Annotated in this window: 23 protein-coding genes and 1 tRNA gene; 13 read left to right on the forward strand and 11 right to left on the reverse strand. The window is 49.1% G+C overall.

Annotated features, from left to right (window positions below; all coding sequences use genetic code 11):
- Nucleotides 1-4: 4 nt before the first annotated feature.
- Nucleotides 5-79 (forward strand) — tRNA-Asn (locus M0D42_RS05715).
- A 20-nt stretch (nucleotides 80-99) separates the two neighbouring features.
- On the opposite strand, the gene M0D42_RS05720 is transcribed toward M0D42_RS05715, so the two are convergent.
- Entirely contained in the window at nucleotides 100-1,662 is a 1,563-nt protein-coding gene (locus M0D42_RS05720) for a DUF853 domain-containing protein (RefSeq protein WP_265020631.1), read from the reverse strand.
- A gap of 408 nt (nucleotides 1,663-2,070) precedes the next feature.
- Here M0D42_RS05720 and M0D42_RS05725 point away from each other — a divergent pair, with 408 nt between their 5' ends.
- Nucleotides 2,071-2,646, forward strand: a complete 576-nt coding sequence (locus M0D42_RS05725; RefSeq protein ID WP_265020632.1) for an invasion associated locus B family protein — start codon at nucleotides 2,071-2,073, stop codon at nucleotides 2,644-2,646.
- 73 nt (nucleotides 2,647-2,719) lie between these two features.
- Here M0D42_RS05725 and M0D42_RS05730 read toward each other — a convergent pair whose 3' ends face one another.
- Genes M0D42_RS05730 through M0D42_RS05745 form a run of 4 tightly spaced genes read right to left on the reverse strand, consistent with a single transcriptional unit; the run spans nucleotide 2,720 to nucleotide 6,980 of the window.
- Nucleotides 2,720-3,928 (reverse strand): beta-ketoacyl-[acyl-carrier-protein] synthase family protein, encoded by a 1,209-nt coding sequence (locus M0D42_RS05730; protein ID WP_265020633.1) that lies wholly within the window; start codon nucleotides 3,926-3,928, stop codon nucleotides 2,720-2,722.
- Nucleotides 3,929-3,959: 31 nt separating this feature from the next.
- On the reverse strand, nucleotides 3,960-4,217 hold the full coding sequence (locus M0D42_RS05735; RefSeq protein ID WP_058316120.1) for an acyl carrier protein: 258 nt from the start codon (nucleotides 4,215-4,217) through the stop codon (nucleotides 3,960-3,962).
- 33 nt (nucleotides 4,218-4,250) lie between these two features.
- On the reverse strand, nucleotides 4,251-5,342 hold the full coding sequence (lpxD, locus tag M0D42_RS05740; protein ID WP_265020634.1) for a UDP-3-O-(3-hydroxymyristoyl)glucosamine N-acyltransferase: 1,092 nt from the start codon (nucleotides 5,340-5,342) through the stop codon (nucleotides 4,251-4,253).
- A 27-nt stretch (nucleotides 5,343-5,369) separates the two neighbouring features.
- Nucleotides 5,370-6,980, reverse strand: coding sequence for a L,D-transpeptidase family protein (locus M0D42_RS05745; protein ID WP_265020635.1), 1,611 nt, complete (start codon nucleotides 6,978-6,980; stop codon nucleotides 5,370-5,372).
- A 313-nt stretch (nucleotides 6,981-7,293) separates the two neighbouring features.
- Between M0D42_RS05745 and M0D42_RS05750 the strand changes: the two genes are divergently transcribed.
- Complete coding sequence (locus M0D42_RS05750; protein ID WP_265020636.1) at nucleotides 7,294-7,863, forward strand: YcbK family protein; 570 nt, start codon at nucleotides 7,294-7,296, stop codon at nucleotides 7,861-7,863.
- A gap of 77 nt (nucleotides 7,864-7,940) precedes the next feature.
- On the opposite strand, the gene M0D42_RS05755 is transcribed toward M0D42_RS05750, so the two are convergent.
- Entirely contained in the window at nucleotides 7,941-9,053 is a 1,113-nt protein-coding gene (locus tag M0D42_RS05755; RefSeq protein WP_265020637.1) for a glycosyltransferase, read from the reverse strand.
- Between the two features lie 102 nt (nucleotides 9,054-9,155).
- Here M0D42_RS05755 and M0D42_RS05760 point away from each other — a divergent pair, with 102 nt between their 5' ends.
- From M0D42_RS05760 to M0D42_RS05795, 8 genes are all read left to right on the forward strand, one after another.
- Entirely contained in the window at nucleotides 9,156-10,565 is a 1,410-nt protein-coding gene (locus M0D42_RS05760) for an ArnT family glycosyltransferase (RefSeq protein WP_265020638.1), read from the forward strand.
- A 169-nt stretch (nucleotides 10,566-10,734) separates the two neighbouring features.
- Nucleotides 10,735-11,091 (forward strand): MobC family plasmid mobilization relaxosome protein, encoded by a 357-nt coding sequence (locus M0D42_RS05765; protein WP_265020639.1) that lies wholly within the window; start codon nucleotides 10,735-10,737, stop codon nucleotides 11,089-11,091.
- Nucleotides 11,088-12,353, forward strand: a complete 1,266-nt coding sequence (locus tag M0D42_RS05770; protein WP_265020640.1) for a relaxase/mobilization nuclease domain-containing protein — start codon at nucleotides 11,088-11,090, stop codon at nucleotides 12,351-12,353. The genes M0D42_RS05765 and M0D42_RS05770 overlap by 4 nt, the downstream gene beginning before the upstream one ends.
- Nucleotides 12,354-12,373: 20 nt before the next feature.
- A complete protein-coding gene (locus M0D42_RS05775; protein WP_265020641.1) occupies nucleotides 12,374-14,038 on the forward strand; it encodes a type IV secretory system conjugative DNA transfer family protein in 1,665 nt (554 codons plus the stop codon).
- Nucleotides 14,039-14,100: 62 nt separating this feature from the next.
- Nucleotides 14,101-14,736 carry a hypothetical protein gene (locus M0D42_RS05780; RefSeq protein ID WP_265020642.1) on the forward strand — a complete coding sequence of 212 codons (636 nt, stop codon included), beginning with the start codon at nucleotides 14,101-14,103 and terminating at the stop codon, nucleotides 14,734-14,736.
- Between the two features lie 90 nt (nucleotides 14,737-14,826).
- Nucleotides 14,827-15,384, forward strand: a complete 558-nt coding sequence (locus M0D42_RS05785; RefSeq protein ID WP_265020643.1) for a hypothetical protein — start codon at nucleotides 14,827-14,829, stop codon at nucleotides 15,382-15,384.
- A 261-nt stretch (nucleotides 15,385-15,645) separates the two neighbouring features.
- Nucleotides 15,646-15,978, forward strand: coding sequence for a hypothetical protein (locus M0D42_RS05790; protein WP_265020644.1), 333 nt, complete (start codon nucleotides 15,646-15,648; stop codon nucleotides 15,976-15,978).
- A gap of 100 nt (nucleotides 15,979-16,078) precedes the next feature.
- Nucleotides 16,079-17,662 carry a hypothetical protein gene (locus M0D42_RS05795; RefSeq protein WP_265020645.1) on the forward strand — a complete coding sequence of 528 codons (1,584 nt, stop codon included), beginning with the start codon at nucleotides 16,079-16,081 and terminating at the stop codon, nucleotides 17,660-17,662.
- On the opposite strand, the gene M0D42_RS05800 is transcribed toward M0D42_RS05795, so the two are convergent.
- The gene (locus tag M0D42_RS05800) at nucleotides 17,659-18,222 is read right to left on the reverse strand and encodes a recombinase family protein (RefSeq protein WP_265020646.1); all 564 of its coding nucleotides are present in this window, start codon (nucleotides 18,220-18,222) and stop codon (nucleotides 17,659-17,661) included. The two genes, M0D42_RS05795 and M0D42_RS05800, sit on opposite strands and share 4 nt — an antisense overlap.
- 123 nt (nucleotides 18,223-18,345) lie before the next feature.
- Between M0D42_RS05800 and M0D42_RS05805 the strand changes: the two genes are divergently transcribed.
- A complete protein-coding gene (locus M0D42_RS05805; protein WP_265020647.1) occupies nucleotides 18,346-19,209 on the forward strand; it encodes a hypothetical protein in 864 nt (287 codons plus the stop codon).
- Nucleotides 19,210-19,223: 14 nt separating this feature from the next.
- Here M0D42_RS05805 and M0D42_RS05810 read toward each other — a convergent pair whose 3' ends face one another.
- The 4 genes from M0D42_RS05810 to M0D42_RS05825 form a co-directional block, all read right to left on the reverse strand.
- The gene (locus M0D42_RS05810) at nucleotides 19,224-19,730 is read right to left on the reverse strand and encodes an antirestriction protein ArdA (protein WP_265020648.1); all 507 of its coding nucleotides are present in this window, start codon (nucleotides 19,728-19,730) and stop codon (nucleotides 19,224-19,226) included.
- A gap of 665 nt (nucleotides 19,731-20,395) precedes the next feature.
- Nucleotides 20,396-21,571 carry a patatin-like phospholipase family protein gene (locus M0D42_RS05815; protein WP_265020649.1) on the reverse strand — a complete coding sequence of 392 codons (1,176 nt, stop codon included), beginning with the start codon at nucleotides 21,569-21,571 and terminating at the stop codon, nucleotides 20,396-20,398.
- Nucleotides 21,561-23,846 (reverse strand): ThiF family adenylyltransferase, encoded by a 2,286-nt coding sequence (locus M0D42_RS05820; protein WP_265020650.1) that lies wholly within the window; start codon nucleotides 23,844-23,846, stop codon nucleotides 21,561-21,563. The genes M0D42_RS05815 and M0D42_RS05820 overlap by 11 nt, the downstream gene beginning before the upstream one ends.
- A complete protein-coding gene (locus tag M0D42_RS05825) occupies nucleotides 23,827-24,972 on the reverse strand; it encodes a hypothetical protein (RefSeq protein WP_265020651.1) in 1,146 nt (381 codons plus the stop codon). Before M0D42_RS05825 ends, M0D42_RS05820 begins: the two co-directional genes overlap by 20 nt.
- 374 nt (nucleotides 24,973-25,346) lie before the next feature.
- On the opposite strand from M0D42_RS05825, the gene M0D42_RS05830 reads away from it, so the two are divergent.
- Nucleotides 25,347-26,447 (forward strand): pentapeptide repeat-containing protein, encoded by a 1,101-nt coding sequence (locus M0D42_RS05830; protein WP_265020652.1) that lies wholly within the window; start codon nucleotides 25,347-25,349, stop codon nucleotides 26,445-26,447.

Raw genomic sequence — 26,447 nt, forward strand, 5'->3', positions numbered from 1 at the left:
TTGTTCCGGCGTAGCTCAGCGGTAGAGCAGTTGACTGTTAATCAATTGGTCGTAGGTTCGATCCCTACCGCCGGAGCCAAATGCAGGTTTTTCCCCTCCTCAGCGGCCTTTGAAAAGACCACCAAGGATTCCCCGTACAATTTTGCGGCCTGTTGTGCCGGTTAGCTCTTTGACCACCATTTTGGTCATCTTTTCGCCAAAGCTTTTCTGTGATGAGCGTCGGCCTGTGTTGCGGCTGGATGAGCGACCAACGCGGGAACCACTATATCGTCGTGCAGATGAATATTCGCGTGCCGCGACAGACATTTCCTCTTCTTCCGCTTCCAAACGTTCTGCCTCTTTCGCTGCCTGTTCGGCACGGGACTTTAGAATTTCAAAGGCGGATCGGCGATCAACCTTTGCGCCATATTTTTCGTCTAAGTCACTGGCATTGATCACTTCTTTACGCAGTTTATCAGAGATTGGCCCCAGTTGTGATGACGGAGGTCTGATCAATGTACGCTCAACAATGCTGGGCACACCTTTTTTCAGAAGCGTCGATGTCACCGCCTCGCCGACGCCAACATCGCGAATGGCCTCTTCGGTTGAGAAGCGCGGATTGTCGCGATAGGTTTCTGCTGCGAGACGCAGATTTTTGCGGTCTTTGGCCGTAAACGCTCTTAGGGCGTGTTGGATGCGGTTACCAAGCTGGCCGAGAATGTCCTCAGGCACATCAGCCGGGTTCTGGGTGATGAAGTAGACCCCCACACCCTTGGATCGGATCAGGCGGGCCACCTGCTCTACCTTGTCGACCAACGCCTTTGGCGCGTCTTCAAACAAGAGGTGTGCCTCGTCAAAGAAGAAGACCAGTTTTGGTTTATCTGGGTCTCCGACTTCTGGCAGGTCTTCGAACAGCTCACTCAGCAGCCACAGGAGGAAAGTCGCATGTAGCCTTGGAGAGGCCATGAGCTTGTCCGCAGCCAGAATATTCACTTGCCCTCGCCCGTTTTTATCTGTGCGGATGAGATCGCTCAACTCCAAGGCAGGCTCACCAAAGAAGCCTGCTGCGCCCTGGTTCTCAAGCACCATCAGACGGCGCTGAATGGCGCCAATAGATTGCACTGAAATATTGCCGTATCTCAGCGACAGGTCTTTGCGGCTTTCGCCAAGCCAAACCAGCAAGGCCTGCAGATCTTTCAGATCAAGCAGTGGAAGCCCCTCTTCGTCAGCCAACCGGAACGCAATGTTCAGGATACCTTCCTGCGCTTCTGACAGTTCCAGCAGACGCGAAATCAAGAGAGGCCCCATTTCGGAAACTGTTGTTCTGATGGGATGGCCCTTCTCGCCAAAGAGATCCCAGAATGTCACCGGGAAGTCTTCGTAGAGGTAATCTGAGTATCCGATCTTTTCGGCACGGCTGGTGAAAGCCTCATGCAGTTTGAAATCAGCGCTTCCTGCAGCCGCGAGGCCAGAAAGGTCGCCTTTCACATCCGCCATAAAGACCGGCACGCCAGCATTGGCAAAACCCTCGGCCATGATCTGCAGGGTTACAGTCTTACCAGTCCCTGTGGCACCAGCGATCAACCCGTGACGATTGGCATATTTCAAATTCAGAAATTGTTGTGTGGCATAGTCTTCGCCACCGCCGCCCAAAAAGATGGAGTTTTCTGCTGAACTGTCCACGATCTGACCTCTACTATTCACAGGAGCACCAATCTGAGTGAGATTGACGCAAAATATTGGTCTTCACAGTGCCAAACTACCGAGCAAATTCAACGTAAATCGCTGTTTCGACGGGATTTTAAGGTCTGAAGTCCCAACTATCCTTATTTGTGAAGAAAAATTGTCTATTCACCGTTGACCAGCACGGAGATTCATCTTAGCGTCCATTTCATAAAATAAGTCGGCCAGTCCGACGGGGAGAAAAAAGACAAAAAGGGGCCATCGGCCCCTTTTTCTTTTTAATGCGAATACGCTGAATTCTGGTATGGGCGAAAACCCGCAGATCAGAGTCGAATTTCACAAATTGAAAACTGACACTCTTTCTTGGGCATGATATGCGCTTGGGAGATTTGAAACACTGGGGGCACTATGCTCGACACTTTGAAAACATTTGCTCTGGCTGCTGCGATTGCTGTGCCGACAGCCACTTTTGCTCAGGATGAAGCGCCTGCAACTCAGGCAGAGGCACCTGCGCCGGCCACCGATTTGGCGACAGGTCAACCGGTTGTGCCAGAAGTGAAAAGCGAGACATTTGGCGATTGGAAAGTGAATTGTCAGGAGCTTGATGGGCAAGAACGCTGTGAGATGACACAGCTGCTTTTGAACGATGACGGCAGCCCTGCAATCGAAGTTTCGCTCTTCCGTGTATCCAACCAATCTCAGGTTTTTGCTGGTGGCACAATCGTTGCCCCACTGGGTACGCTTTTGACCTCTCAACTGACCATCTCAATCGATGGCGCACTTGGGAAACGCTATCCATTTGCATTCTGCCTGCCCGATGGCTGTGTCGCGCGCGTTGGTCTGACCGAAGAAGATGTGAACGGCTACAAGAAGGGCGGTAAAGCAGCTGTCGCCCTAGCGTCCGTTCGCGCACCGGATCAGGTCTTCAACTTTGATATGTCTTTGACGGGTTTTACAGCAGCCTTTGATCGCTTGCCGCAGTAGGTCTTGGAATATCGAAACGAATAAGGGGCTCTCGTTTGAGGGCCCCTTTTCTTTTGTCTGATACAAAGTGTTCTTAGGCAGACTTCAGCGCTAGGACTGCATTCAAACCGCCAAACGCAAAGGCATTTGAAAGCACTGCATCGACTTTCGCCTCACGCGCTTCATTTGGTACGACATCCAAAGCACACTCTGGATCGGCCTCTTCATAGCCGATGGTTGGAGCAATCACGCCTTCTTTCAGCGCCATGATGCAGGCCAGAAGTTCCACCGCGCCCGTGCCTCCAATCAGATGACCATGCATCGACTTGGTAGAGCTGATCATCAGATCGTCTGCATGGCGGCCAAATACGTCAGCCACAGCCGCACATTCCGTTTTATCATTGGCTGTGGTGCCTGTACCATGCGCGTTGATATAGGCGACGTCTTCGGCATTCAGCTTTGCATCTGCCAGAGCGCCTGAGATTGCGCGGGCCGCACCTTGTTTCGAGGGCATCACGATATCGCTGGCGTCAGAGCTCATGGCGAAACCTGCCACCTCAGCAAGGATCTCTGCACCGCGGGCTTTGGCGTGTTCAAATTCTTCAAAGACAAAGACACCTGCGCCCTCACCCTGAACCATACCATTTCGGTTGGCCGAGAAGGGACGGCAGCCATCTTTGGACATAACGCGCAGCCCTTCCCAGGCCTTAACACCACCAAAACACAGCATGCTTTCTGAGCCACCTGTGACCATCACTGGCGACATGCCCGAACGGACCATTTGGAAAGCCTGGCTCATCGCGTGGTTCGAACTCGCGCAGGCCGTCGCCACCGTAAAGGATGGGCCCTTAAGATTAAATTCCATCGAAATGTGGCTAGCGGCTGCGTTGTTCATCAGCTTTGGAACAACAAAGGGGTGCACCCGGTTTTTGCCATCTTCATAGACGGTTCGGTAATTTTCATCGAGCGTCTGCATACCGCCACCAGATGTACCGAGAACAACGCCAGATTTCGCTGCAAGCTCGCCAGAGAACTCGAGGCCTGATTGTCCCACGGCCTCGCGCGCAGCGATCAAGGCGAATTGAGTGAAACGATCATAAAGGGCCTGTTGCTGACGATTGAACAGGCTTTCTGGTTCAAAACCAGTCACTTGCCCGCCAATCTTAATCGCCAGTCGATCCACATCACGCATGTTCAAAGGGCCAATGCCGCATTTGCCTTCTTTCATAGAAGACCAGGTGTCGGCGACATTGTGGCCGAGGGCGTTGATTGTCCCGGCCCCTGTGATGACTACTCGTTTCATCAGATACGTCTTTCGAAAATCTCAGAAGGTCTTAGGCTTGTTCGGCCACCAGCTTTTCGATGCCGGCAATGATGGTGGCGACGGATGAAATATCGAAATCGCTTTCGGTTGGCTCATTGGCGTTGAACGGCACAGAGATATCAAAGGCTTCTTCAATGGCGAAGATGCTTTCGACCAAACCAAGGCTATCGATACCCAGATCCTCAAGGGTGCTTTCCATTGTTACGTCAGATGGCTCCAGCACAGCCTGCTCAGCAATGATCTCAATGATCTTGTCTTTGACGCTCATCGTTTGTTCCTTTTGCCAGACCTGCAGTGTGATTTAGTCTTTCGGAGCCAAATTTAAAACCGCTTTCTTCAAAGCTTCGATTTCTTTGGCCAATCTCGGAAGACGACGCAGACCTTTATATGCCTCGATATGAGTTTCCATTTTCATGGCGGGATAACCGAGCATTGCCCGACCAGATGGAACATTTGACAGCACCATCGTGCCCGCGCCGGTGATCACATTGTCGCCGATCTTCAAATTGTCTCCGACCCCGGTTTGCCCGCCAAGCACGGTATTATTCCCGATTTGTGTAGATCCTGCGACACCGACCTGCCCACAAAGCAAAGTATTGTCGCCAATGATCACATTATGGCCGATCTGAACGAGGTTATCGATTTTGGTGCCATTGCCGATCTTAGTGTCGCGAATGGTGCCACGATCGATGGTGGTGTTTGCACCCACTTCAACATCGTCTCCGATTGTTACGGATCCGATGCTGTGAATCCGAGCCCAAGACTGGCTGTCAGCGCCAACTTCCTGCCCGAGGGATTCGCGAGCGGTTTCAACATGGCTTTTTTCTGGTGTTACAAAAGAGAACCCATCTCCGCCAATACGCGCACCAGACTGACACCAGAAGCGATCTCCAATTGATATTCTCGCCAGGAGGCTCACGTTGTCCCTAAGAACAGCATCTGCCCCAAGCGCGACATCAATCCCCACGTAACATTGCGCGCCAATTTGGCAATTGTCACCGATCCTGGCGCCTGCTTCGATCACAGTCATTGGGCCGATGCTGACGTTTTCGCCCAGCTCGGCCTTTGGATCGACAATGGCGCTCGAATGAATGCCTGGGGCGAGCCCATGCCCAAGGTCGAATTGACGCGTTAATGCAACCATAGCAAAACGCGCTCGTGGCACAGTGATGGCAGCCTCAAGTCCCATGGCTTCCCAATCCGCGCCCTCCCACAGGACGGCGGCTTTGGCGTCGCCTTTCGCGAGACCTTCGGCAAACTTAGGGCTTAGTGCGAGGGCTAGATCGCGTTCACCTGCTTCCGCGGGTTCCGCAATCGCTTCGACCAAAAGATCAGAGGCACCAAGGGCTTGTGCCCCAAGTGCCTCTGCAATGTCTTGAATGGAATATTCCATTAAACCCCCAAAAACTTAGGGGCGTATTTAACTGCGAACGGCGCGCAAGACCACCCCTTCGTTCGCCAGAGCCTTCCATATCTTTGCGTCACGACCATAGATATCACGGCGGAACTGCATTGGACCCTTCGCCTTAGTGAAAGCGGTACGGTAGATGATGTGCACCGGAACGTGTTTCACCAGATCAACTTGCTTTTCACGACCGGTTTCTAGATGCCCGTGGAATACACCTTTAGGATCGCTGGTTTGTTTGGACAGCAATGTGTAGGCGAATTCGAAAGGCTTGTGCAGGCGGATACAACCGTGGCTATAAGCCCGTGTTTCTCGCGAAAACAGGTTTTTCGCCGGCGTATCGTGCAGATAGATGTTGTAGCGGTTCGGGAACATGAACTTCACCAGACCCAGCGCGTTAGAGCGGCTAGGCGGCTGTTTGATGTCAAACGGGAAGTTCGCTTTGGTGAACTGCGTGAAATCTGTGTCTGCACGGCTCACGGTGCGGCCAGAACGATCGATCAGACGCAGGTGGCTAACAGCATTCGGGTTCTTCTGCAGCATCGGCAGATATTCTTTGGTCGCAATGGAGCGCGGCACGTTCCAGGTTGGGTTGATCACCATGTGTTCCATAGTGTCAGAGAACTCAGGGCTCACCCGATCGCTTTTTGTCGCGCCAATCACTGTGCGTGTGCGGAAGGTTTCTTTGCCATTATCCATGATGACAGCAGAGTAATCAGTCAGGTTCACAAGCACATGTCGCTTACCGCGGCCACCTGGCATATTTGTCCAACGCTCACGTTCCAACGCGACCAGAACGGATTGCAAACGCGTCTCAACAGATTTGTTGATCTCTGCAATTGTGCCTTTTCCAGCCACCCCGTCAGGGTTCAAACCGTGTGCAAGTTGAAACTGTTGAACCGCTTTTTGAATATTGCTGTCATAAGACTGCGTAGAGCTGCGCTTGAGGAAGCCCATTTTGATCAGGCGATTGCGCAGTTGAACGACAGCCGCACCTGTCGCACCCGGCTCAAGTTTACTCGACTTAACGACATCGCCGTAGCCGCCTTTGCCCAAAAGCTTCTCTAGGCGCATCTTTTCTTTCATGAGGCGCGTGTATTCAGGCGTGTTTGGCGTCAGCGATTTGATGTAGCTGCGCGGTGAGCTTTTTACAAAATTCGCCAGATAGGCTTGGCGATCCCGATATGGCACCTTACGCACGATGTTCTGATCGACACGTTTTGGCGTCAGCATTCCGGTCTGTATGTCGCGCGCATACTTCAAGAAGGTCTTTGAAAGCTCTACTTCCACTTTGCCCAAATCACGGGTTGTCTTAGCGGCTTTCAACTGGGCTTTCAGTTGATCGATCTTGTATCGAGATTCACTGAGCCCGTGATAAGAGGCATTTTCCAATGCCGCAAAGAGAGCTTTACGCCGCTCGCGCGGCTTATTTCCCTTACCAGTCCAGACTGGTTCATAACCAGCTTCTCGGTAAAACGCGGCCAAATCCGAATCTTTGGCAGCAGATTCAGCAATGGATTGCTTGAAAGCAGTCACCTGAGCGAAGCCAGGGGTTGCGTTTAAACCAGTAAAAACAACAAAAGATAGAACGGCCAGCGCTTTAGGCAGCCCTTTAACACCACGCATTACGATACCCTCAGTTCGATCATAATTTCTTGATTGCCATATTTTTTCCCGCGTCAAAGGGGAAAAGTCCATTCACATTTTCCTGAATTCTCAGATCATTTTCTGTCTGATGCATCAAGGCATCTTCTTAAGGTCGTATTAATACATGCCCACTATTTGCGCAAAATTCCGCGCAAATACAGTGCTTCCCTATAAAGCACAAATCTTTTGCTTGGTGCACGAATCAACTTGTGACATAAGTGCCTCACATCTGGGGATAACATAGCTACGCAATGTCGTAGCGCAGGTAGGCGACGGGACAGGCGCAAGAAATATGACGACCGAGGGCTCTTTGAGCATTTCGCGGCGTGGACTGCTAGGTGCATTTGCAGCTACAGCAATCACAGCCGCACCTACATTCTCCAATGCAGCTGGCTTTTTGCGCGGTGGCGGCGACGTTCGTCGTCTGCGCATGTACTCCGGGCGAACCGGTGAAAGCATAGACACAATTTACTGGATTGAAGGCGACTACATCAAAGACGCCATCAAAGAAATCAACTACTTCATGCGCGACTGGCGCACGGACGGTGTTAAAAACATCGACTTTCGCACCATCGACATAATGGCCGCGTCCCACAATCTGCTGGATGCAAACGAGCCTTATATGATGCTGTCGGGTTACCGCAGCCCTCAAACCAATAATATGTTGCGCAGCCGCTCTCGCTCAGTGGCGAAGAACTCTCTGCACATGAAAGGTCAGGCGGTTGACTTGCGCTTGGGTTCACGTTCTGTCGGACAGATCGCAAAAGCTGCAACAGCTTGCCGCGCAGGCGGCGTTGGCCGCTATTCCCGCTCTAACTTTGTGCATATGGACTGTGGTCCGGTACGCACTTGGGGGCGCTGAGTTTCAAACCAGTTACGAGTATCAAAAAAAACGGGCGCCAAACGGCGCCCTTTTTTGTTGCCAGTGTGTTGTTTGAATTATCCCGCAGCGCGCCATGTTGCGCGTGAACTGCCAACGAAATTCCAAACCGCCCCAACGATGGCACCGCAGGCACTTGCGATCGCCCAGGTTGGCAATACGGAATAAACAGCAGATGCAATCGCGACATTGACCACCGCCCCAATTCCGCAAACACCAAAGAAACTCAGCAGGCCACGCCAGAAGGCCATGCCTTTAAGTGCCATGTCGCGGTAGGTGACAAGGTTGTTCAGGATGAAGTTCGATGTGATTGCCAAAGAGACGCCGAAGATCTGCGCCCAAAGGAAATTCTGAGTCAGCAGCAGCAGTGCGAGCTTCACACCGAAAAGCTGAACAAACACACCCGACAGGCCGACAAAACCAAAGAGAATGAAGCGGATCGAAATTAGACCACCGGTCAAACGGGCCAAGATCAACCCAAGAAACTCAAGCGTCACAGCGGCATCCATCTTAGATTCTCCAAGATGACGTTCCCGGAAGGTGAAACCAACCTCTCGTGTAGTCCAGCGCCCACGGGAGGAAGACAACATATCTGCCAGAATTTTAAAGCCTGAAGGCTGTAGTTCCGTGACCACCTGATTAAAGCTCGTGCGGCGCACCATGAAGAAACCGCTCATTGGGTCACTTGCGTCTATGCGCAGGAACCGGCGCGCAAGGCTTGTCGCCTGATCACTGCCCCATTGGCGGACCGTCGACAACCCCGTGCCAGAGCTGCCACCTTCGGCATTGCGCGTGCCAATCACCAGATCAACAGCATCGTCAGCAGTTAATGCCTCCAGCATCACCGGCAAACGTGTCTCATCATGCTGCAGGTCTGCATCCATCACTGCACAGAAAGGCGCGACGGAAGAAAGGATACCTTCAATGCAAGCCCCTGCCAGTCCACGACGTCCAATCCGGTGTAGAACACGCACTTTAGGGTTCTCACGAGAAACAGCGCGCACTTCCTGAGCCGTTCCGTCCGGACTGTCATCATCCACGAAGACAACTTCCCAAGACTGACCCATCAGGGCTTTCTCCAACAGGTCGACCAGCGGGCGCACATTGTCCTTCTCGTTGAAGGTTGGCACCACAACCGTCAGGGTTGGAATATGGGAGACAGAGCTGCTCACGTTGGCCTCAAGATGATCGTTAATTCGATAGCGCTACTATCGCCCCTGCCCTCTATTGTCCATTCTTATTGACACTTTGACCCGCCCCTCTATCGTGCCCGCATGTTGCGTTCTCCCGTTCAGATTTCCTTGTTCTTTCTGGCACTTCACTTGGCTCTGGCGGGTTTTATCCCGCTGGTCGAGGATGAGGCTTATTACGCACTTTGGGCCAGTGATCTGGCACCGGGGTATTACGATCATCCGCCAATGGTCGCCTGGTTCATTTGGCCGGGTGTAGAACTTTTTGGCCTCCATCCGTTGGGCGTTAGATTGCTTGGAGTATTAGGCGCAACTGTAGCAGGCCTGATGGTCTGGGATACAGTCCGATATCTGACCGGGAAATCCCGAGACGGCGGTTGGGCACTTCTGTTTTATAATCTCAGCGTTCTCACGATGGCACTCAGCTGGATTGCGACACCTGATGCGCCCTCAGCTGTGTTTTGGGTCATGGCGATCTGGGCGGCTGTCCGAGCCAAAGACAGCAAAGGTTGGGTATGGTGGCTAATTCTTGGTCTGGCAGTTGGCGCTGGTGGAATTAGCAAATTCAGCAATGCCTTTGTTGGTCTTGGCATTTTTCTTTGGTTGATCGCCACTTCTGAAGGGCGTCGCCAGATGACATCGATCAGACCCTATGTCGCTATGGTGCTCGCGGTTCTGGTGATGGCGCCCTACCTCATCTGGAACATCACAAATGACTGGGTTGGACTGGAGCGTCAGCTCACCCGTGTTGGTTCGCAAGAGCTGTCGTTGTGGTTCGCGGGAGAGTACCTGATTTCCTTGATCATCCTCCCAACGCCAGTGATCGCTTACTTTGCGCTCAAGGGGTCCGTTCAGAAATCTGATGGCAGGCAGCTCCTACTCTGGGCCACTCTGCCTTTTGTCATCTACATGGGATACCACTCGCTTTCTCAGCAAGTGCAGCTCAACTGGACCGCGCCATTGCAGGCGATCTTTGCGATTTGGGCGGGGCTTTATATCGGTGGGATTTCAAATCGGATAGCCGGCCTGGCGGCTGGCATTGGTCTTGCATTATCAGGGCCCGTTTTGGTTCTGGCGGCTTCACCATGGGTGCCACTTGGCACGGCGCACAACCCACCAAACCAAATGCGTGGATGGGATGAGGCGACAAGTGCTTTCCAAGAAGCGATTGCAGCAAGTGATGCGAAATGGATTGCGACGAAACACTACGGGCGAACGGGTCGCCTTTGGTATCAACTGAATCCGATGCCCGTCTGGTCGGTCACAGAAGCAAATAGGTACATGTTTCGTGAGGCCTTTCCAGAGCATCTATGTGAAGCAACGGCGCTACTGGTCCTAGAGGAAGCAGGAAGCACCGAAGAAGCGCTGAAGTACTTCAAGACGGTAACTGCTCAGGGCCAAATTTCCCGCACCCATCTGGGGCTTACGCTTGCGCAATATCAGTTGTTTAAGGTGTCAGGCCTTCGAAGCACAGAAACCTGCTCAGGCAACTGATAGTTTCTTTTCAACAATGGCTTAGAGAAGTGGCGCACACAGAGGGTTTTAATACGAACCCTGACGGTGTTGCTGATCCGCTCGATTTTGAAGAGGTTTTCCAAGAGCTTGAACGTTGGAATGAAGTTCTAAAGTACGAAAAGCACTTGCTGCCCAAAGGGCCGCGCCCATGAGCCGCCTCGCACCGTTTTCGTTGCGCCTTACACCTGCAGAACGATCTCAGCTTGAATCTCAGGCTGGGGGTATGTCGTTGTCGGCCTACATTAAGTCCGTGGTTTTTGCCGCTGAAGCTCCCAAATATCGGAAGCGGCGCAAACCACCTGTTGCGGAGCAACAGTTACTTGCTGAAGTGCTGGCGCGGCTGGGTCAAACGCGACAGGCCAACAACCTCAATCAAATCGCCAAGCACTTGAACCAAGGCACGTTGATCGTCGATCCAGAATTGGAAGAAGACCTCAAACGGGCCGTTGCCGAGGTGGCATGGATCAGAGCGACCATCATGGATGCCTTGGGAGTGAAGCAATGATCCTCAAAGGCTCCCAACGAGCGGGTGCGAAAGCGCTCGCCGATCACCTCATGAATGATCGTGACAACGATCATGTAAACTGCTTAGAGTTGCGTGGATTTTTATCTGAACATTTACACGGGGCTTTGTCTGAGGCCCACGCCATTTCTAAAGCGACTTTTTGTAAGCAGTATATGTTTTCGTTGAGTTTGAACCCGCCACAAGACCATGCGGCCTCTGAACAAGAGTTCTTGGACGCGGCAGATCGCGCCGAGAAAGTGCTTGGTCTTGAGGGGCAACCCCGCGCGGTTATCGTGCATGAGAAGGAAGGTCGTCGGCATGCCCATGCTGTGTGGTCCCGCATTGATGCGGACACGTTGACCGCAATCAACCTGCCTCACTTCAAAAACAAACTGCGGGATTTATCGCGTGATCTGTTTTTGGATCATGGCTGGCAGTTGCCTGATGGTCTGGCTACCTATGGGAACAAGTCGCCGCTCAACTTCACGCTCGAAGAATGGCAACAGGCCAAACGCCAAGGGCTTGATCCGCGTGAGATCAAACAGGCGTTTCAGCAAGCATGGGAACGATGCGACAGTCAATTAGGTTTCAAGAATGCCTTGGAAGATCGTGGCTATTTCCTCGCTCGTGGTGATCGACGTGGGTTCGTTGCCTTGGATGTCGATGGCAAAGTCCATGCAATCCCCAAATGGACAAGCCTCAAAGCCAAGGAGGTGAACGCCAAACTTGGCTCTCCTGAGAATTTGCCGTCTGTCGAAGAAACCCGCTCCATGATCCGATCCAAAGTCACCGATCAGATGCGGGACTATATCGGCGAGGTAAAGGATCGACAGAAGCAAGACATGGAGCCGCTACGCGACAAGCTGCGGGACGTGAACAACGCTCACCGCATTGAACGTCAGAAGCTAAAAGTTGGGCAAGACAAACGCTGGGCGGATGAAACGGCATCACGGCAAGCGCGTTTCAACAAGGGGTTACAAGGCGTGTTTGATCGCTTGAGCGGCAAAGCCAAATCGATCCGTGAGCAAAATGAGATAGAGGCCCGTAAGTCTGCCAAACGAGATCAAAAGCAACGCGACTTCATGGTGGTTGAGCAGATGAAAGAACGTCGTGCCTTACAGAGTGAATTCCGCAAAATCCGCCGTAAACATCAAGATGAACGTAAGCTGTTGGCTTCCAAAATGCGCCAAGCACTTAATCAAACCAGATCGTTGTCCATGCACGTGAAGCGGCGTGAACGGGATCGTGGTCTTTCCCTGTAAAATAGAAGGATTTTCTCTACATGGATGAACTGATTTATTATTTCGGCATGACAATCGTGCGCATTGTCATGGTGGTAGCCTCACTGACCGCTGGTTTTGTTCTCGGTTGGTTGTTCTCTCCAAAATCAGCTGGCTTTCGCAAAATCGTATTCTACGCCATTGCAGGTTTATTGGTGTTTGCTGCGGTTTTCCTAAATAACTTCTTGGGTTGGAATGCTGCGATCCTTTTGTCGATCTTGGCATTCGGATTTGGGTTGGCCTATTGGCTCGGCGGACTTGCCACTGGTTTTTTTGATAAACCAACCACTTTTGGATCAAGTCGCTGGGCAACACATGAAGATGTGATTGAGAAAGAAGCATTCGGCACCGATGGCATCCGCATTGGGCAATTTGAAAACGCTGAAGGTGAAATGGAATGGGTATCCTACAAGGGTGATCGCCACTTGCTCACCGTTGCCCCCACCCGTGCAGGGAAAGGCACAACTCAGATCATTCCTAATCTGCTCACATATGAGGGGTCAGCTTTAGTCATCGATCCCAAAGGAGAAAACGCCTTTAGCACCGCTGAGCGCCGATTTAATATGGGACAGGAAATCCATATCGTTGATCCATGGGCAGTGACACCACTCGAAGATCTTCAGGTGTCTGCCTTCAATCCGCTTGATTGGTTGGATACCACCGATCCTGATCTACCAGAAAATGCAATGCTACTTGCCTCTGCCCTTGTCGTGGAAGGCAACAGCAAAGATCCGTTTTGGGATGAGGAAGCTAAAGCTTTGCTTCAGGGCCTGATCATGCATGTGGCTACTGACGCTGAGGAGGATGGTCATCGTCACCTGCCGCGCGTACGTGAGTTGTTGGTTCAAAAACAAAGCGAGCTGGACAAGACATTTGCAAAAATGGCGAAGTCCATCCATCCGATTATCCGCAGTACGGGTGAGCGCAGCCTGCAAAAAGAGGAAAAGCTCAAAGCCAGTGTCATCGCCACAGCGCAGTCCCACACCCATTTCTTGGACAGTGATCGCATCCGCATGAATATGAAGGAGTCGAGCTTCAAGTTTGAAGACCTCAAAACCAAAACAATGACGATCTATCTCGTCTTGCCCTCAGATCGTCTGAACACATTTGGTCGTTGGCTGCGTCTGTTGGTGCAACAGGCTATCACCGTGAATGCCCGTAACATCGAAACCAAACCAGATAAATCAATTCTGTTCTTGCTGGATGAGTTTGCGGCACTGGGGCGTCTAACAATGGTTGAGCAAGCCTATGGCCTTATGGCGGGATACGGGATGCAGCTTTGGGGTATTGTGCAGGACTTCAACCAATTGGATCGTATCTATGATAAAGGCTGGCAGAGCTTCGTCTCAAACTCGGGTATGATCAATTACTTCGGCTCAAGCGATAAAATGACGGCTGAGTATTTCTCAAGTCTGTGTGGTGAAACGACGGTTTGGTCGTTGAGCAATGCAATCTCGCGTAGTTTCTCACAAGGTGGTGGATCGTCCTCTGTGTCGGACACAACTACACCTGCACAGCGAAAGCTGGCCTTTCCAGATGAGTTGATGCGTTTTCCGCAAACTCACCAAATAGCTTTCCTTGAAAACATGCATCCGCTGCGAGCCACAAAAGTACGTTGGCACAAAGACTCTGAACTCAAAGCACTTGGGCGCAGTATGCACGACTAAGGACACGACGGGCGGACTAATCCGCCCGTTACATAATTCCATCTGTGACAAGGGATTTTCCAATGACCAACGAGAAGGACAAGAGCAAGGGGCCGACAGAGCCGTTCAATGAAGCGGCATATGAAATGGAAGTCGTGTTTGACTCCGAAATTGACGATCAGCTAGGCGACGACACCGAAGAGGAAAAACTGCGAAGCAACACTGCCCCGAAACATGATCCAAAAAATCAAAAGAACAAGGGCTATACACCAACGGGGTCAGGTCCGAGTTTAGGTGCATCTTCCTCACGATCACAGGGGCAAGAACCAGTTCAGCCCCAAACCACTGAACCACAGCTTTCTTATGAAGAGTGGCAACACCAACTCCGCAATGGTGATCATACGTACGAAGAAGAGTTCAATGGATTGCGTGTGAGAACTTGGATGGCAGAACAGCCATCTCAGGACAATATCCGTGGCGGTCATATTTACGAAATGATTGTGACCAAAGGGGATTATGGTAGCGAGGAACGAATGGCACACTTCCAAGATGGCGCCTGGGAAAAGACCCCTGAGCAAACGCCTGAAATTCAAGCGGTCGCGCTTGCAACCTACGAATATGATTCTGCTTTCTTGGAAGCAGAGATAGAAAAAGAGATTGCTGAGAGAGAGCAACAGCGAGCGGCAGACAAAGACCGAAACAACGGTCAATCCCGATAAAAATGGATTTACGTCAGCATTTGTGACATAATATTTTGGATGAATATTCTAAATACTGACTTTTTACCAAATCATGAGTGGACTGGCAGAATGGTTAAGAACGCCTTTGGTGTAGACGAAGCCATTAAGCTTCCTGAACCTCACTGGAAACACTTTGATTGGCTGGCATCCATTGGCGCGGATATGGATAAGTTCACGATGGAATGTGATGTGAACCGTCATAATAATCCGATGTTTCACACATCATTTTCAGGATATGTGGAGATGATGCTTGTCAAAGACGAAGCTCGTCGTCACCGCGCAGGTGATCATGTACCTTTGTTCATCAATCCCAATCGTTCAACGTCGTTGAAGAAAATTCCTTACCATCAGGAATGCATAGCCAGAGATGTCGTTGATTCAAATGGCGCAACCGTGACGGTCAGCATGTCGCGAGGTCGCTGGAAATATCTTGATTGGCTGGAGTGTAAAGGCACGGACATTGCTCAATATATAATTGATGCTGATCTGTTGCGCCAAGAACCGCAGTGGAAAGGGCGAACGCTGAAGGGCATGTTGGATGCTCTTCTTCTTGAGGATGAAAAGAAGCGATATTTCAGCGACGAACCAAGCCCACTGTTCATCAATCCAGAAGGATACGACGAGTAAGGACTGAAGGGGTGGCGCATTTCGCGCCTGACCCTAATCGAAGGTAGGCGTGATCCTGAAAATAGTAAGGCTAGTTTTTATGATGGAGAATGGAATACGCCACACTCGACCTTTCTTGAGAAGCAAATCGTCATGGAAAAACGCGATGAGTACAATGTAGTAAAAACATGAGCAATTGAAGCGCGATCAGGACAAAAACCAAATCACGATTTCAACCTGTAATTCTTTGCAAATAAAGCATAAAAATGATAAAATTCAGATATGAAACATCAGAATGTAAGACTTACTCATGGCAGTGAATTAATCGGGCGAAAACTCAAAAATTGCTTCGGCGTTGAAGAGACCGCTGTCTTGCCTCGTTTCAGTTGGAGATATTACGATTGGTGTGTTGAACAAGGCTTCGACATGGAAGCTTGGGTGAAGATGGTTGATGAGCATCGCCCTCAGGAACTTACGTTTAGTGAAGTCCTCGAAGGCGCATTCTGGAAAGATGAATGTAAGAGATTTCATGCTGGCGAACATGTGCCACCTTGGAAAGAGCCAGAAGGTTGCACTGAATATATTGAGTCACTTGAAGAAAGAGGCAAAATTTAATTATCGAAATAATGGAAACAGGCAACGTTCCCATTTTTCCGAAAAAGCGGTTAGGTCGATCCTCCAGCTTAAAATTGGTTTTGAATATTTAGAGTAAAAAATGTCCGTATCAGATCAAATTGGCAGAGTTGGTGAAGATTATTTTCAACTCCTAGCAAATCAAGCTCAGTTGATTGTGGGTCAAGTGAATCCTGATCGCATCGGAAAAGACCGAATTGTCGAATTTGAGTTAGCCGATAAAAACCATGTTTCCTTCGACAAAAGACCCGCGCCACGCAGTGCGTCTGTACAAATAAAAACAATTCTCAAGTCTAATGATCGAGTTACTGTAAGCCTCTCTGTTGCAGAACGGCTGGCCAAAGACCCTAGACCAACATTTATTTGCATCATTCGTGTTGATGACGAATTTGAGGTTGTTGATATGTTTCTTGTACACCTTCTGGATGCACAACTGGAAAAGATATTAAAACGCCTGAGACAGGAATATTCAGAAGGCAATGAAAAGCTACATAAAGCATCCACGAGTTTCACGATTGCTGACGGGATAGAGGTCAAGCGGACCGCGAAAGGCCTTAAGAGCGCATTTAGCTCAATTATTCCCGAAGATATGGAAAACTACTCAAAAGAGAAATTTCATCAAATCGAAAATTTGGGTTTTGACGCCACGAGTTTCCTTACGAGCAATATCACATTTTCAAATCTGACCACACAAGACTTTGTGGACGGTATGCTGGGTTTAAAAAAACTAGACGTGGTAAGTTTAGAGGTGTTGGAAGAACGTTTTGGTATTAAGCTTCCCCTTGAGATGACGCAGGAGGTTCCCAATGGACCTGGCGTGTTGGAAGTAAAACCTACATCTTCAACAAAGGGTGTCGTTTCACTTAGGAATACGGCCCAGGACCTAGAGGCAAAAATCGAATGCGATTTGGTGTTCCCTGGTATTCCAAATTTACCTTTGGAGCATTTGAAATTTATTGCTCGCACCGAGGTCTGCGACTTCATTATTGGGCAGGATAAATTCAAGATCGAGCCTAAAAATTCTATCATGGCAGATGCTAAACTCTCTCTTGAGCACTGGATTAACTTGCTGACCTCTTGGGAGGTTACGTCCCAAGATGATTTTGAAGTTTCTATATATACGCCTGAGGGAAAGCGCCTAATCACGGGCATGTGCAATCAATCGGACACGTCAAGTAGAAGAACATTGATTGGAGACATAACGATTTGTCAGCAGCTGCAAAAAATTCGTGAGCATGTATCTGCGCCCGATAGCGAAATATCGCTCGCTGAAATTGTGGCTTCGCAAAATGAAATTCAGCTTGCCTATTGTTGTTTCTTTGAGCCTGATACAATTTCTGGCGACTGGAATTTCAAGTTAGATGCAACATTTCCTGTTGAGAAAACGAATAACCAAACACTTCTAATTTATTCTTTTTCGGTTGGAAGTGAGGAGTACGCTTTTGGGCTACGTTTAGATGTAGATGTAACGCATACTGAGAAACACATCGAGTTGTCAGCCAAATCGTTTTCGGCGCTTCAATTAATACGAGTTGGGATCCAATTCAAATCCATGAAGGTTTTTGAGGACACGCTCTACAAGATTTCGGGCATAAGCTTGAGGATAGTTTCATCTAGGTTGGAAGACAGTCCAGTTGAGGCTGCTAACAATTCAATAATCGTTTAATGTGTTTTGCTAACTACTTTGTATTTCTCTAATTCATCCAATGCTTTATTCATGGTTTTTGACATTTTAGGTCTGCCTACATGAACGCCCCTGGCTTTAGCGGCTGCCATACCCGCCTTGGTTCTTTCTGATATTAAAGAACGCTCATATTCTGCGAAGACGGCAAGCTGCCCATACAGCATTCGTCCAACTGCTGTGGTGGTGTCGATGCCCTGCGTAATTGCTTGAAAATCTACGCCCCGATCCCGCAAATCACTGAGCAATTGCAATAGATGAATGGTTGAGCGTCCCAACCGATCCAGCTTCCACACGACTAGAGTGTCGCCCTCTTCAAGGCAATCCAGTACATCGTCTAGTCCTCTGCGTTTGGTCACAACACCAGAAACACCGTGATCGCCATAGATGGCGTCACATCCTGCGGCATAGAGTGCATCTATTTGCAGTGCTTCGGTCTGATCTCGATCCGAAACACGGACATATCCGATTTTGCGTCCTTTGGTTTTTCCAGATTTCATATCTTGATCGTAACAGGCGGATTTTGTCTCACAACTCTGTTTCATAACGTTTTCTCCGTTGCAAAAAGGGTTCCCTTTTCAAACCCGCGCATACGGTCGATTTGAGACAAAAGTGCTGACCAATAAAGTTGTGGATAATCAACGGTCGGATGACTTTTGTGGTGATGTGTGACACACCTACTAAAAGGGAACCCTTTTTACGAACTCGCCAAAATCTATGGAGAGTTCGCCATGAGATTCTTTTCTGGTTTCATCGTCGGGCAAGCCGCCAGTGGCAAAGGTGGTGTCGGTAACGCCGCCTTTGGGATCGTCATGCTGTTTGCAGTAGCGTTTTTAATTGTTGCGGTGGGAGCTGTATTGGCTTCTCTGTTCGGCCCTTTGTATAGCCTCGTCCATTTCACAATGTGGGCGCAGCAGGAGTACTTTACGCTAGCACTAATCGCAGTTTGGGCTGTGTTACTTCCCTTGATCCTGTTTGCATATCTTGTCGCTGTATTTGGAAATCGCAATCAACTTTGGTTTGCGGCGGGTGGACTGGCGGCGCTGAACTGGATCGCATTTAAGACCACTCATCTCGTCAGAAACGCGCCGCTCTCAGATTGGTTCAAAGACAGTAAACCTGATGAAGTGTTTCAAATGGAACTTGGGTCTATCGCCTTGTGTTTTTGTGCTTTGGTTGGCTTGCATTTCCTCGCGCATTGGAAGCTCAGCGAAGAGCTTCGTCAAAGGCCGTTCAAGTTTCTCAAACGCAAGGCACTGCAAGCATATGACAGTAAAGCCCTAAGTTGGGCTGTTGCCGTCGCTTGCTGTCTGGTGTTGATTGGCACAGCTGTCATTTTCTTCGACCTTGACGCCGAGAACATTGCTGAGTCTATGTCGAAAGGTCAAATGGACTTCTTCGAGGCGTTCGAGCACCGCGTCTTTGTGTCGTTTGGGCGCTACATGCTTTCAGTTGCCGCCATCTTCTTGATGGGTGCCTGTACAGCTGCAAACCTTTTGCGCCTTCGCAAAGCGACGCGGAAACAAGCTTAAGAATTGTCGGGCAACTAATTTGCCCGATAAATCAGCCGTTCGCCTGCAATTTCTGTCTCGGTGTAGTCAACCTCCAGATCGCGGGTGATGGCGTCCATGTCGATGTAGTTTGCCAGATGATCAGGGATTTCACCGAAAAAGCCTTCATCAACAAACTGCTCGGCCAGTTCTTTCATGCTATCCACATGGTAGATATCAACGTCAAAATCTGATGGATTAACATTCGCAGGATCAAAGCTGTATCCAGCCTCACCAATGGCAATGATAAACACCGTTTTGTCGTGATCATCCCAGCTTTCGCACGCTTGGAAATACCCGCCAATATTGGCCTGATTGATCCCCCATGCTTTGGCTAGATCACAGTCGATATAATCTCCATCAATGAACTGGATGTCGTATTCCTCGATGCGTTCACCGTAATCGTTACGATTGTTGCTTTCTTTGGCGGCATATTCTTCAAGGCTCTCGAAATAGAAACCACTGGCGGCGAAGTCATACGGTTGAGCGTGTAGTTGTGGCATTGTCTTGTCTCCTCTTCTTTGATCTGACGGGTTGCGCATGCAACCGTCTGGCTTCCGCCGAGGAGCGGGGGTGCAAGGATCAAAGGTGCGTTTCGCAGGATCAGAGCCACGCGGAGCTGCAACGCATGTGAAGCGAGCATGGCGAGAACCCACCCTTTGATCCGCGCTGGGGACGGCAGTCCTAAGTTTGTCGAGGGGGTATCGGGGGAACTGACAAGTTCATTTGATTGGTGTTCAATCGGCCAAAAGGATTGTGCATGGTTTGGTGCAGGTGGAGAGGCAAGTCTCCAAATCCTGCGAGGGAGTCACAAGGGGCGACGATACGCTCTTTGGTCGGGTTCAGCGCCGATGCGCTGACGGCATTCAATCCGCGCAGGGTTGATTTATGAGGTGTTGGGGAGAGATGACATCTCCCCGACGAGTGATCAAACACCGATATGTTTGCATGGCTGGGATGGGTTCAATACCGATCTCAGTCATCAGCTTTGGGGGATACAACGGGGGAGCGCAGCAGCCCCCTTGTCAAGCGTGTGGTACTACCACACACAGCTTGCGGCATCAGTAAATGCCGTAATCAGCTTCCAAGACTCAGCGTGTGGTTTCAAGTGAAGTAATTCGCAACGGCACGATGGCGGCTCTCATTACGCACGATCAAGTAAACGCGCTTACAAATAAGGGTGATGGGTCTCGATTAGATTCTTGGTAAGTTGCTCGCCACGTTTAGCAATGAGATCTAAATCTTTCTGGCTCATTGGATCGAAGTCTGTTGGGTAATCAAATGTCTGATCACGCGACACCAGATCGGAAGGTGGGCATGGCAAAGCAGAGTCGTTTTGCCCAAGATAAGGCAGAAGAAATCCTTTGATTTCTCCGTTTCTCTGTAGCCTATGAAGTAGGTCAAATGTCATTGAATGCGTCCGCCTATGAATCGTGTTAATTGTCTCGATCATTCTAGAGGGCCAAAAATAGGGGATGGACGAACCATCAGGGATACCTTGACCCGCTACACAAGCGATAATGAAATCTACTTCGGTCACATTGGTGCTGAAATTGCCATCTCTCTTGGGAACCAAGCAACTAGTTCCCAAGTTGTCGTAAACACCGCCATCACTCACGATAGTTCGGTGCGTCGCGGTCTCGCCGCGTTTGATATAGGGCTTTTGTTCGTCAATTGCAGGGAGGATTGCTGGGAACGAAGCGCTTGCAGCAACCGCCTGGGCGACTAGGGTGTCTTCAGTAAGAATTCCAAAGCGCCAACATCCAGATTCCATCGAGCCATATCGATAAGCCGACTGTGTCCTAAGTTCGGTTGCGTTGATGACAATCTGCAAGTTTTTTCTTTTGATATTTTTGAGACGCTTGCCTTCAAAGTATTCACGATCCAGAAATTTAGCGAAGGCGGTAGTTCTGCTGGCGAACCTAGGAAGCGGTGTCCGCAATAGCGCCTTCAAACGCCTAAGGCCTTTGCGGTAAATTCCAAAGATGCCAAGCGCAGACAAAAGCAAACGTACAACGAAGCTAATTGCGGTAAGCAATCCAGAGGTTACAATTGTCCCCAGAATTTTGATGGTTTCACTTGAAAAAAGAGTATAGCGTATGATGCCTTTTTTTAGACCTTTAAGGAGTAGTTTTTGCATCTTGCGATCAAATTCTTCAAAGCTATCGTCAGAATAAGCCCAAAGTGCGCCAATGACACTTCCACCTGAAACAGTAGATAGTGTTTGAATACGATCAAGGAGGCCACGATCATTCAAAGCTCTCATACAACCAAGGTGAAATGCCGCTGCTCGTGAACCTCCACCCGATAGAGCAAGCCCAAATTTAAATGATTTACTGGTCATCGAGAACCTTCAGGTCAGCTATCGGAATAATGCGGAACTCGTTTCGCCTGAAAAGGTGGAAACGCCAGGTTGGACGGGTGGCTGCATGGCCGATGATTAACATCACGACATGACGCGGAGTCTTTTCCTGCTCATGGAGGAGCTGAGCCATAGCCTTTAGATCAATATCGCTAGGCTTCGGTATTGAAACAGGGTGTGTATGCCAAACGCCCACAAACTTCGTTGAGTTTCCGCTCTCGTTCGCGTGGTATTCGCACTGCTCATGAGTTCCCTCGATGCCGCATTCAAACAGTTCGGGAGATTTAGTACTGTCAGGTGGTGGACCAGTGGCAACGTCAATCGAAATGATGCCGAGCGCGTCATCAATTTCGCCAAGTAAAATGCCGCCAGTTTCATCCTTATCGCTGCCAGTGCGGGCGTTAGATTTCATCTCAGTTTCAATGGCTGTTTGCGCTCCGTAGGAGAGATGAACTCGGTATTCGTGTAGTGCTTCGACATGCGTGCTTGGTTGACCAAGCTCGACAATTCGCGAAGTTATTGCACCATGTTCGTTAGGCGAACCGACGAAGAAAGCGGTAGCCGCTGAGTGGTCTCTTTTAACTAAGGCCGAACTTGCAAACCTAAAAAAGGAAGACGCAAAGTAGGCAATGTCTGCCGCTGAACCTACGAATGTAGGCTCGGAGCAACCTGGCTCGGGCTGAAAACCTGGCTCAAGCTGTTCTGCTGGCCAGAAAGCTTTAGCAAAAGCTTTCAGATCAGGATCAGACATTGCTGCAAGTTTAGTGTTTCGCAAAACATCCGAAGGGCCTAACCCCGTACCTTCCAGGTTGAGCGTAGCTATGCCTTTGGATGCGTCAGAATTTATTGCACACCGCAACATCGGAGGGACAATTGCCTGAGTTCCGAGACTAAGTTGCAGAGCTATTGCAACCCGTTTCGACGCGGTTGCATCAATGATCAGATCAAAGTCGCTGATCATGTGTCCCTCAGGCCAGCCTTTCGTGAGATCAGCATTTGAAAAGTCAATGTCTGCTTTTGGATTAATTCTTTCCAGTTCCCTAGTGAGTGCGCTCTCTTTTGTGAAACCAACTTGATAATGTTTGAATTGTTGGCGGACGAGAATGCCAGGATTAACGGTCGAATTATCAAACAAACTAATCTTAGTTACGCCCGCTCGCGTCAGGTATTCACCTATGTGAGTGCCGAGAGCCCCACATCCAAGCAAAGCAATTTTCTTTCCTAGGAACCAGTTGGCGTCTGTTCCTTTGTCACGGCGAAAGGTAACTTCAGGACGAGTATCATATACACGACACCATTGTGTCTTAGCTTTGGCCGCCCATTCCAAGACAATCTTCCAAGATTCCAGATTTGCTTCGGCGTCGTCTTCCAAGATTATGGATTGGAGCGCTTTCACGTGCTTGGCATCCATCTTCCATGCGCTCAAGTGCTGTTTAATTGGTTCGCCAGCAGCCCGACGCCTCATGGGCGCGCCCACTATAAAATACAGAGGCTCATTGTTTGGCTGGCAAAGAGCAAAAACCTTTAGAATGGAAAAGAGTAGATCAAAAGGAACCCCGCGAGTTTCAAGGGTCGAAATAAGCTTGCTGATCGTATCGGGGTACTCCATCGGCATCGCTTGATTAAGAAGCACAACGGCGGCAAACTTTTCGTCTTTAGGGACAGAACTTGGCGTTTTCACCCACTCAGATATATCGAAGCAATACTCATTTCTCTTGATAAGTTTTGCAGCTCCAATCCAGAAGTTATTTCCTTTTGGTATTTCTGGTGCATCAACTTCGACTGCAAGCTTGGTTTCGGAAGTAGAGTATTCGATGGGTGGATGAAGTGGCGCGTCATCTGGATCAAGTTGATTACGTGCAGCATCTCGTAGCCAATTGTCCAGACGCTGAACAAACCCAAACATTCCATCCTGGGCCGCCCACTCGACATCGGTCGCTTGAAATAAACACAAATAGTCTCCCCATTGAACGTGGTCACGTCCGAGGAAACGCTTGTGCGCGAAATGTGCAGTAGGAGGCTTTACAGGGAACCTAGGTGATACATGAATTCTAAGTGGTTCGCGCTTTCTGAACTTAAGTCCACCCTCTTCGAATTCATAGCTATTGGTTTCAATAGACACACGAATTGTTAGAGACTCGCCCTCACAAGTTGGATACTTAATGTCGACAATATCCAAAGTGTCATTGCTAGCTACAGAAATGTCTTTTAACTGCTCAATAGCAAGCAGTTGCCCCTTAGTTGTATGTTCCACCATACCCAACCTGCTCTGTCGGAGGGGTGTCCGACCCTCTTGCATCGTCAACAGCACTAGCCAGCTTGTTTGTAGAAGTCGCTTCTACTATTTCTTGATCTGCAAAAGTTCCATCCGAAGCATCAAAGACGAGCGGTGCGCCTTCTTCTCCATCTTCTTGAGTACACAAAAAACCACCGTCCGCGATTTCTTCGTATCGATTTTTTGCTTTTGCGTGAGGTGGGTTATCGCCTGATGAGTTTTTTGATGGCACTTTCTCGCTGCTTGCAATGATTACGCCACCTTCAACTTGGTATTCTGCTAGGTCATCAAGAATATCCTGCTTTAAAACCTCGCTTTCGCCTTCTTTGTGGTACATGGCTGACTTGCTACAATGATGAGGTGCAAGGAAAATCTTCCATGCTAGGTATTCCTCGTTCTGAGCTTCCTTCGTCGTATCAAAGATTTTACGAAGTCGTGGGTAGGCTATGTCCCCGAATAGAAGCGCGCCTCCTTTTGATGGGTCATCACCAAGAACGATTTGCATACATAGGCTTGTATTGTTGCGATCACCATCGGTTTCTTCCGCGAACGGAGCATGTATGAAAGCGTTGAATTCACCTTCATAGTTTGAGCCATCGATCTCTGTTACAGAGTTGCCTGGAATAGTTAGGCGCTCTTCAGGAAAACCGTCATACTGTTCTTCTTTCAGGAGATCATCATATCCGATGATTCTGACACGATCACCTGCCTCAGTTTCTCCATTAGAGTTTATCGTTTTTTTGACACGGCGTTCCGCTTCCTCTTTGAAAACGACCGCATCAGGGCACAAGTCTTGATCATTTTCTACGAAGACACGTGGTGTGAACCAGATTTCGCCTATCGTCACTCGATCAAGCAAATCTTCAAAACCTTGGATGTGATCCTTGTCAGGATGTGTCAAAGCAAATGCCGAAAGGTATGGCTTCCCGTCTACAGTCGGCAAATTTTCCTCTAGTTCGTCTACCAACGCGGCGTGGTCATCGCTTGCTTCGCCTGCGCTGTGTAGGTCCCGAAGATCAACTTGCAGAACGATACCATCTTTAACGACAATCGAGGTGCTGTCTCCTGTGCCAACAGGCCAAAACATTATTTTTGGTTCATCAAACATATCTGTCTCCGCGCTGTTCGAAATATTTCACCAGCGTTTGCTTCTAAAACTTACTTTCTGCACAACTTATATTGTTGCCAGATAGAGAATATACAAGATGAAGTAGCTAAGTGAAGGCTGAATTGTCGTTCTTCCACATAGCCAGTGCCTCAAAAACTATCTTTGTGGCAATAATTTGCAATGCGTGCTGTTCGTCAAAATTAAAGATACAGGTGGAAAGATGAAAAAAAGATTTCAATACTAATGCGGCATATGAATGCCAAGATAGGCCGAATATTTGGGGGGTGATTGCATTTGCATTCAATCCAAAGTGACGCGGCAAAATTGTAAATTAAAGATTTCAAAAAACGTAGAAACAAGAGGACGTAAATTATATGATTAACAAAGGTCAAATTACTCCTACTGAGTTGTCCAATCGCATCAAAAATCATGAACTGTGGCTGAAAGACCCGTCCAAAGGAAAACGATTTCAAGCTTATAATCAAGACTTTATAGGTATGGATTTTGCAGGGGACCTCTCCAAGGCAATTTTTGAACTTTGTGATCTAACCTTTACTAAGTGGAAAAACGTTAGAGTTGACGAGGTCATTTTCGAGCGTTGCAATTTTTCCCATTCAGAACTCGAAAGTGTTCGAAACTCGCCTGGCAAAAAACTAACTATAGAGACTTGCAGCTTCTTTCGAGCAAAAATAACGGGGTGCCAAATATACGATGCGCGTTTAACGGACGTCGGTTTCGCCAGCGCAACGTTGACTAACTTTACGATCAATAGCTCCAGCTCAACAGATTTATCTTTTCGTAGTGCTGTTTGGAACTACGGTGGCTTCGTCAAAGGAACAATAAACCGAGCTAATTTCGAAAACTGTAAGGTTTCGAATATTGTTGTCTCTGATTGTAAAGCTTACGTTTGGTACGCTCCGAAGTTCGATTTTTCGAAAGTGACTGTTTTTAAAGATACAGAATTCCTTGCTTGTGATTTTGAAGAAGCTCAAGCAGAGGGGCTGACATTTGGGCAAGGTCGAAGCAACCCTTTGGGCATAAAGTCATTAGGTCGGTCTAAATTTGTTGGTGCAAACCTACAAAATTGCTTCTTCGAGGATATCGAAGTTTATGGTTGTGACTTTTCGGGAGCTTCGCTTTCGGATGCGAACTTTTCGAGTGTTGACTTAATTAATGCCAAATTTATTGGCGTAGACGCAAGCCCGTTTACCATGACAGGGTGCTCTGCATACAAAGCTTCATTCGTAGAAGCAAAAGGTAATAATTGGTACTTGGCAGGCTGTGAACTATCGAGAGCTGATTTTACGAATGCAGAAATCTCTAGTAGCCAAATGAAATATTGCGATTTGACGGGCGCAAAATTGTTTGGGGTAAGTGTTACAAAAATTAGCTTTACTGGAAGCGAATTGGACGGAGCGACATGGGTCGATGGCCAGTTTTGCAAGGTGGACTCTAAGGGATATTGCAAGTTATGA

Source organism: Cognatishimia activa, assembly GCF_026016445.1.
GTDB classification, from domain to species: domain Bacteria; phylum Pseudomonadota; class Alphaproteobacteria; order Rhodobacterales; family Rhodobacteraceae; genus Cognatishimia; species Cognatishimia activa_B.

Bases quoted from the DNA above. Each gene is read 5' to 3' on its own strand.
- M0D42_RS05750 (WP_265020636.1), top strand. From the start codon at position 7,294: ATGACGACCGAGGGCTCTTTGAGCATTTCGCGGCGTGGACTGCTAGGT.
- M0D42_RS05780 (WP_265020642.1), top strand. From the start codon at position 14,101: ATGACCAACGAGAAGGACAAGAGCAAGGGGCCGACAGAGCCGTTCAAT.
- M0D42_RS05800 (WP_265020646.1), bottom strand. From the start codon at position 18,222: ATGAAACAGAGTTGTGAGACAAAATCCGCCTGTTACGATCAAGATATG.
- M0D42_RS05730 (WP_265020633.1), bottom strand. From the start codon at position 3,928: ATGAAACGAGTAGTCATCACAGGGGCCGGGACAATCAACGCCCTCGGC.
- M0D42_RS05770 (WP_265020640.1), top strand. From the start codon at position 11,088: ATGATCCTCAAAGGCTCCCAACGAGCGGGTGCGAAAGCGCTCGCCGAT.
- M0D42_RS05830 (WP_265020652.1), top strand. From the start codon at position 25,347: ATGATTAACAAAGGTCAAATTACTCCTACTGAGTTGTCCAATCGCATC.
- M0D42_RS05820 (WP_265020650.1), bottom strand. From the start codon at position 23,846: ATGGTGGAACATACAACTAAGGGGCAACTGCTTGCTATTGAGCAGTTA.
- M0D42_RS05785 (WP_265020643.1), top strand. From the start codon at position 14,827: ATGGTTAAGAACGCCTTTGGTGTAGACGAAGCCATTAAGCTTCCTGAA.
- M0D42_RS05765 (WP_265020639.1), top strand. From the start codon at position 10,735: ATGAGCCGCCTCGCACCGTTTTCGTTGCGCCTTACACCTGCAGAACGA.
- M0D42_RS05815 (WP_265020649.1), bottom strand. From the start codon at position 21,571: ATGACCAGTAAATCATTTAAATTTGGGCTTGCTCTATCGGGTGGAGGT.
- lpxD (WP_265020634.1), bottom strand. From the start codon at position 5,342: ATGGAATATTCCATTCAAGACATTGCAGAGGCACTTGGGGCACAAGCC.
- M0D42_RS05790 (WP_265020644.1), top strand. From the start codon at position 15,646: ATGAAACATCAGAATGTAAGACTTACTCATGGCAGTGAATTAATCGGG.
- M0D42_RS05775 (WP_265020641.1), top strand. From the start codon at position 12,374: ATGGATGAACTGATTTATTATTTCGGCATGACAATCGTGCGCATTGTC.
- M0D42_RS05760 (WP_265020638.1), top strand. From the start codon at position 9,156: ATGTTGCGTTCTCCCGTTCAGATTTCCTTGTTCTTTCTGGCACTTCAC.
- M0D42_RS05735 (WP_058316120.1), bottom strand. From the start codon at position 4,217: ATGAGCGTCAAAGACAAGATCATTGAGATCATTGCTGAGCAGGCTGTG.
- M0D42_RS05825 (WP_265020651.1), bottom strand. From the start codon at position 24,972: ATGTTTGATGAACCAAAAATAATGTTTTGGCCTGTTGGCACAGGAGAC.
- M0D42_RS05795 (WP_265020645.1), top strand. From the start codon at position 16,079: ATGTCCGTATCAGATCAAATTGGCAGAGTTGGTGAAGATTATTTTCAA.
- M0D42_RS05810 (WP_265020648.1), bottom strand. From the start codon at position 19,730: ATGCCACAACTACACGCTCAACCGTATGACTTCGCCGCCAGTGGTTTC.
- M0D42_RS05725 (WP_265020632.1), top strand. From the start codon at position 2,071: ATGCTCGACACTTTGAAAACATTTGCTCTGGCTGCTGCGATTGCTGTG.
- M0D42_RS05745 (WP_265020635.1), bottom strand. From the start codon at position 6,980: ATGCGTGGTGTTAAAGGGCTGCCTAAAGCGCTGGCCGTTCTATCTTTT.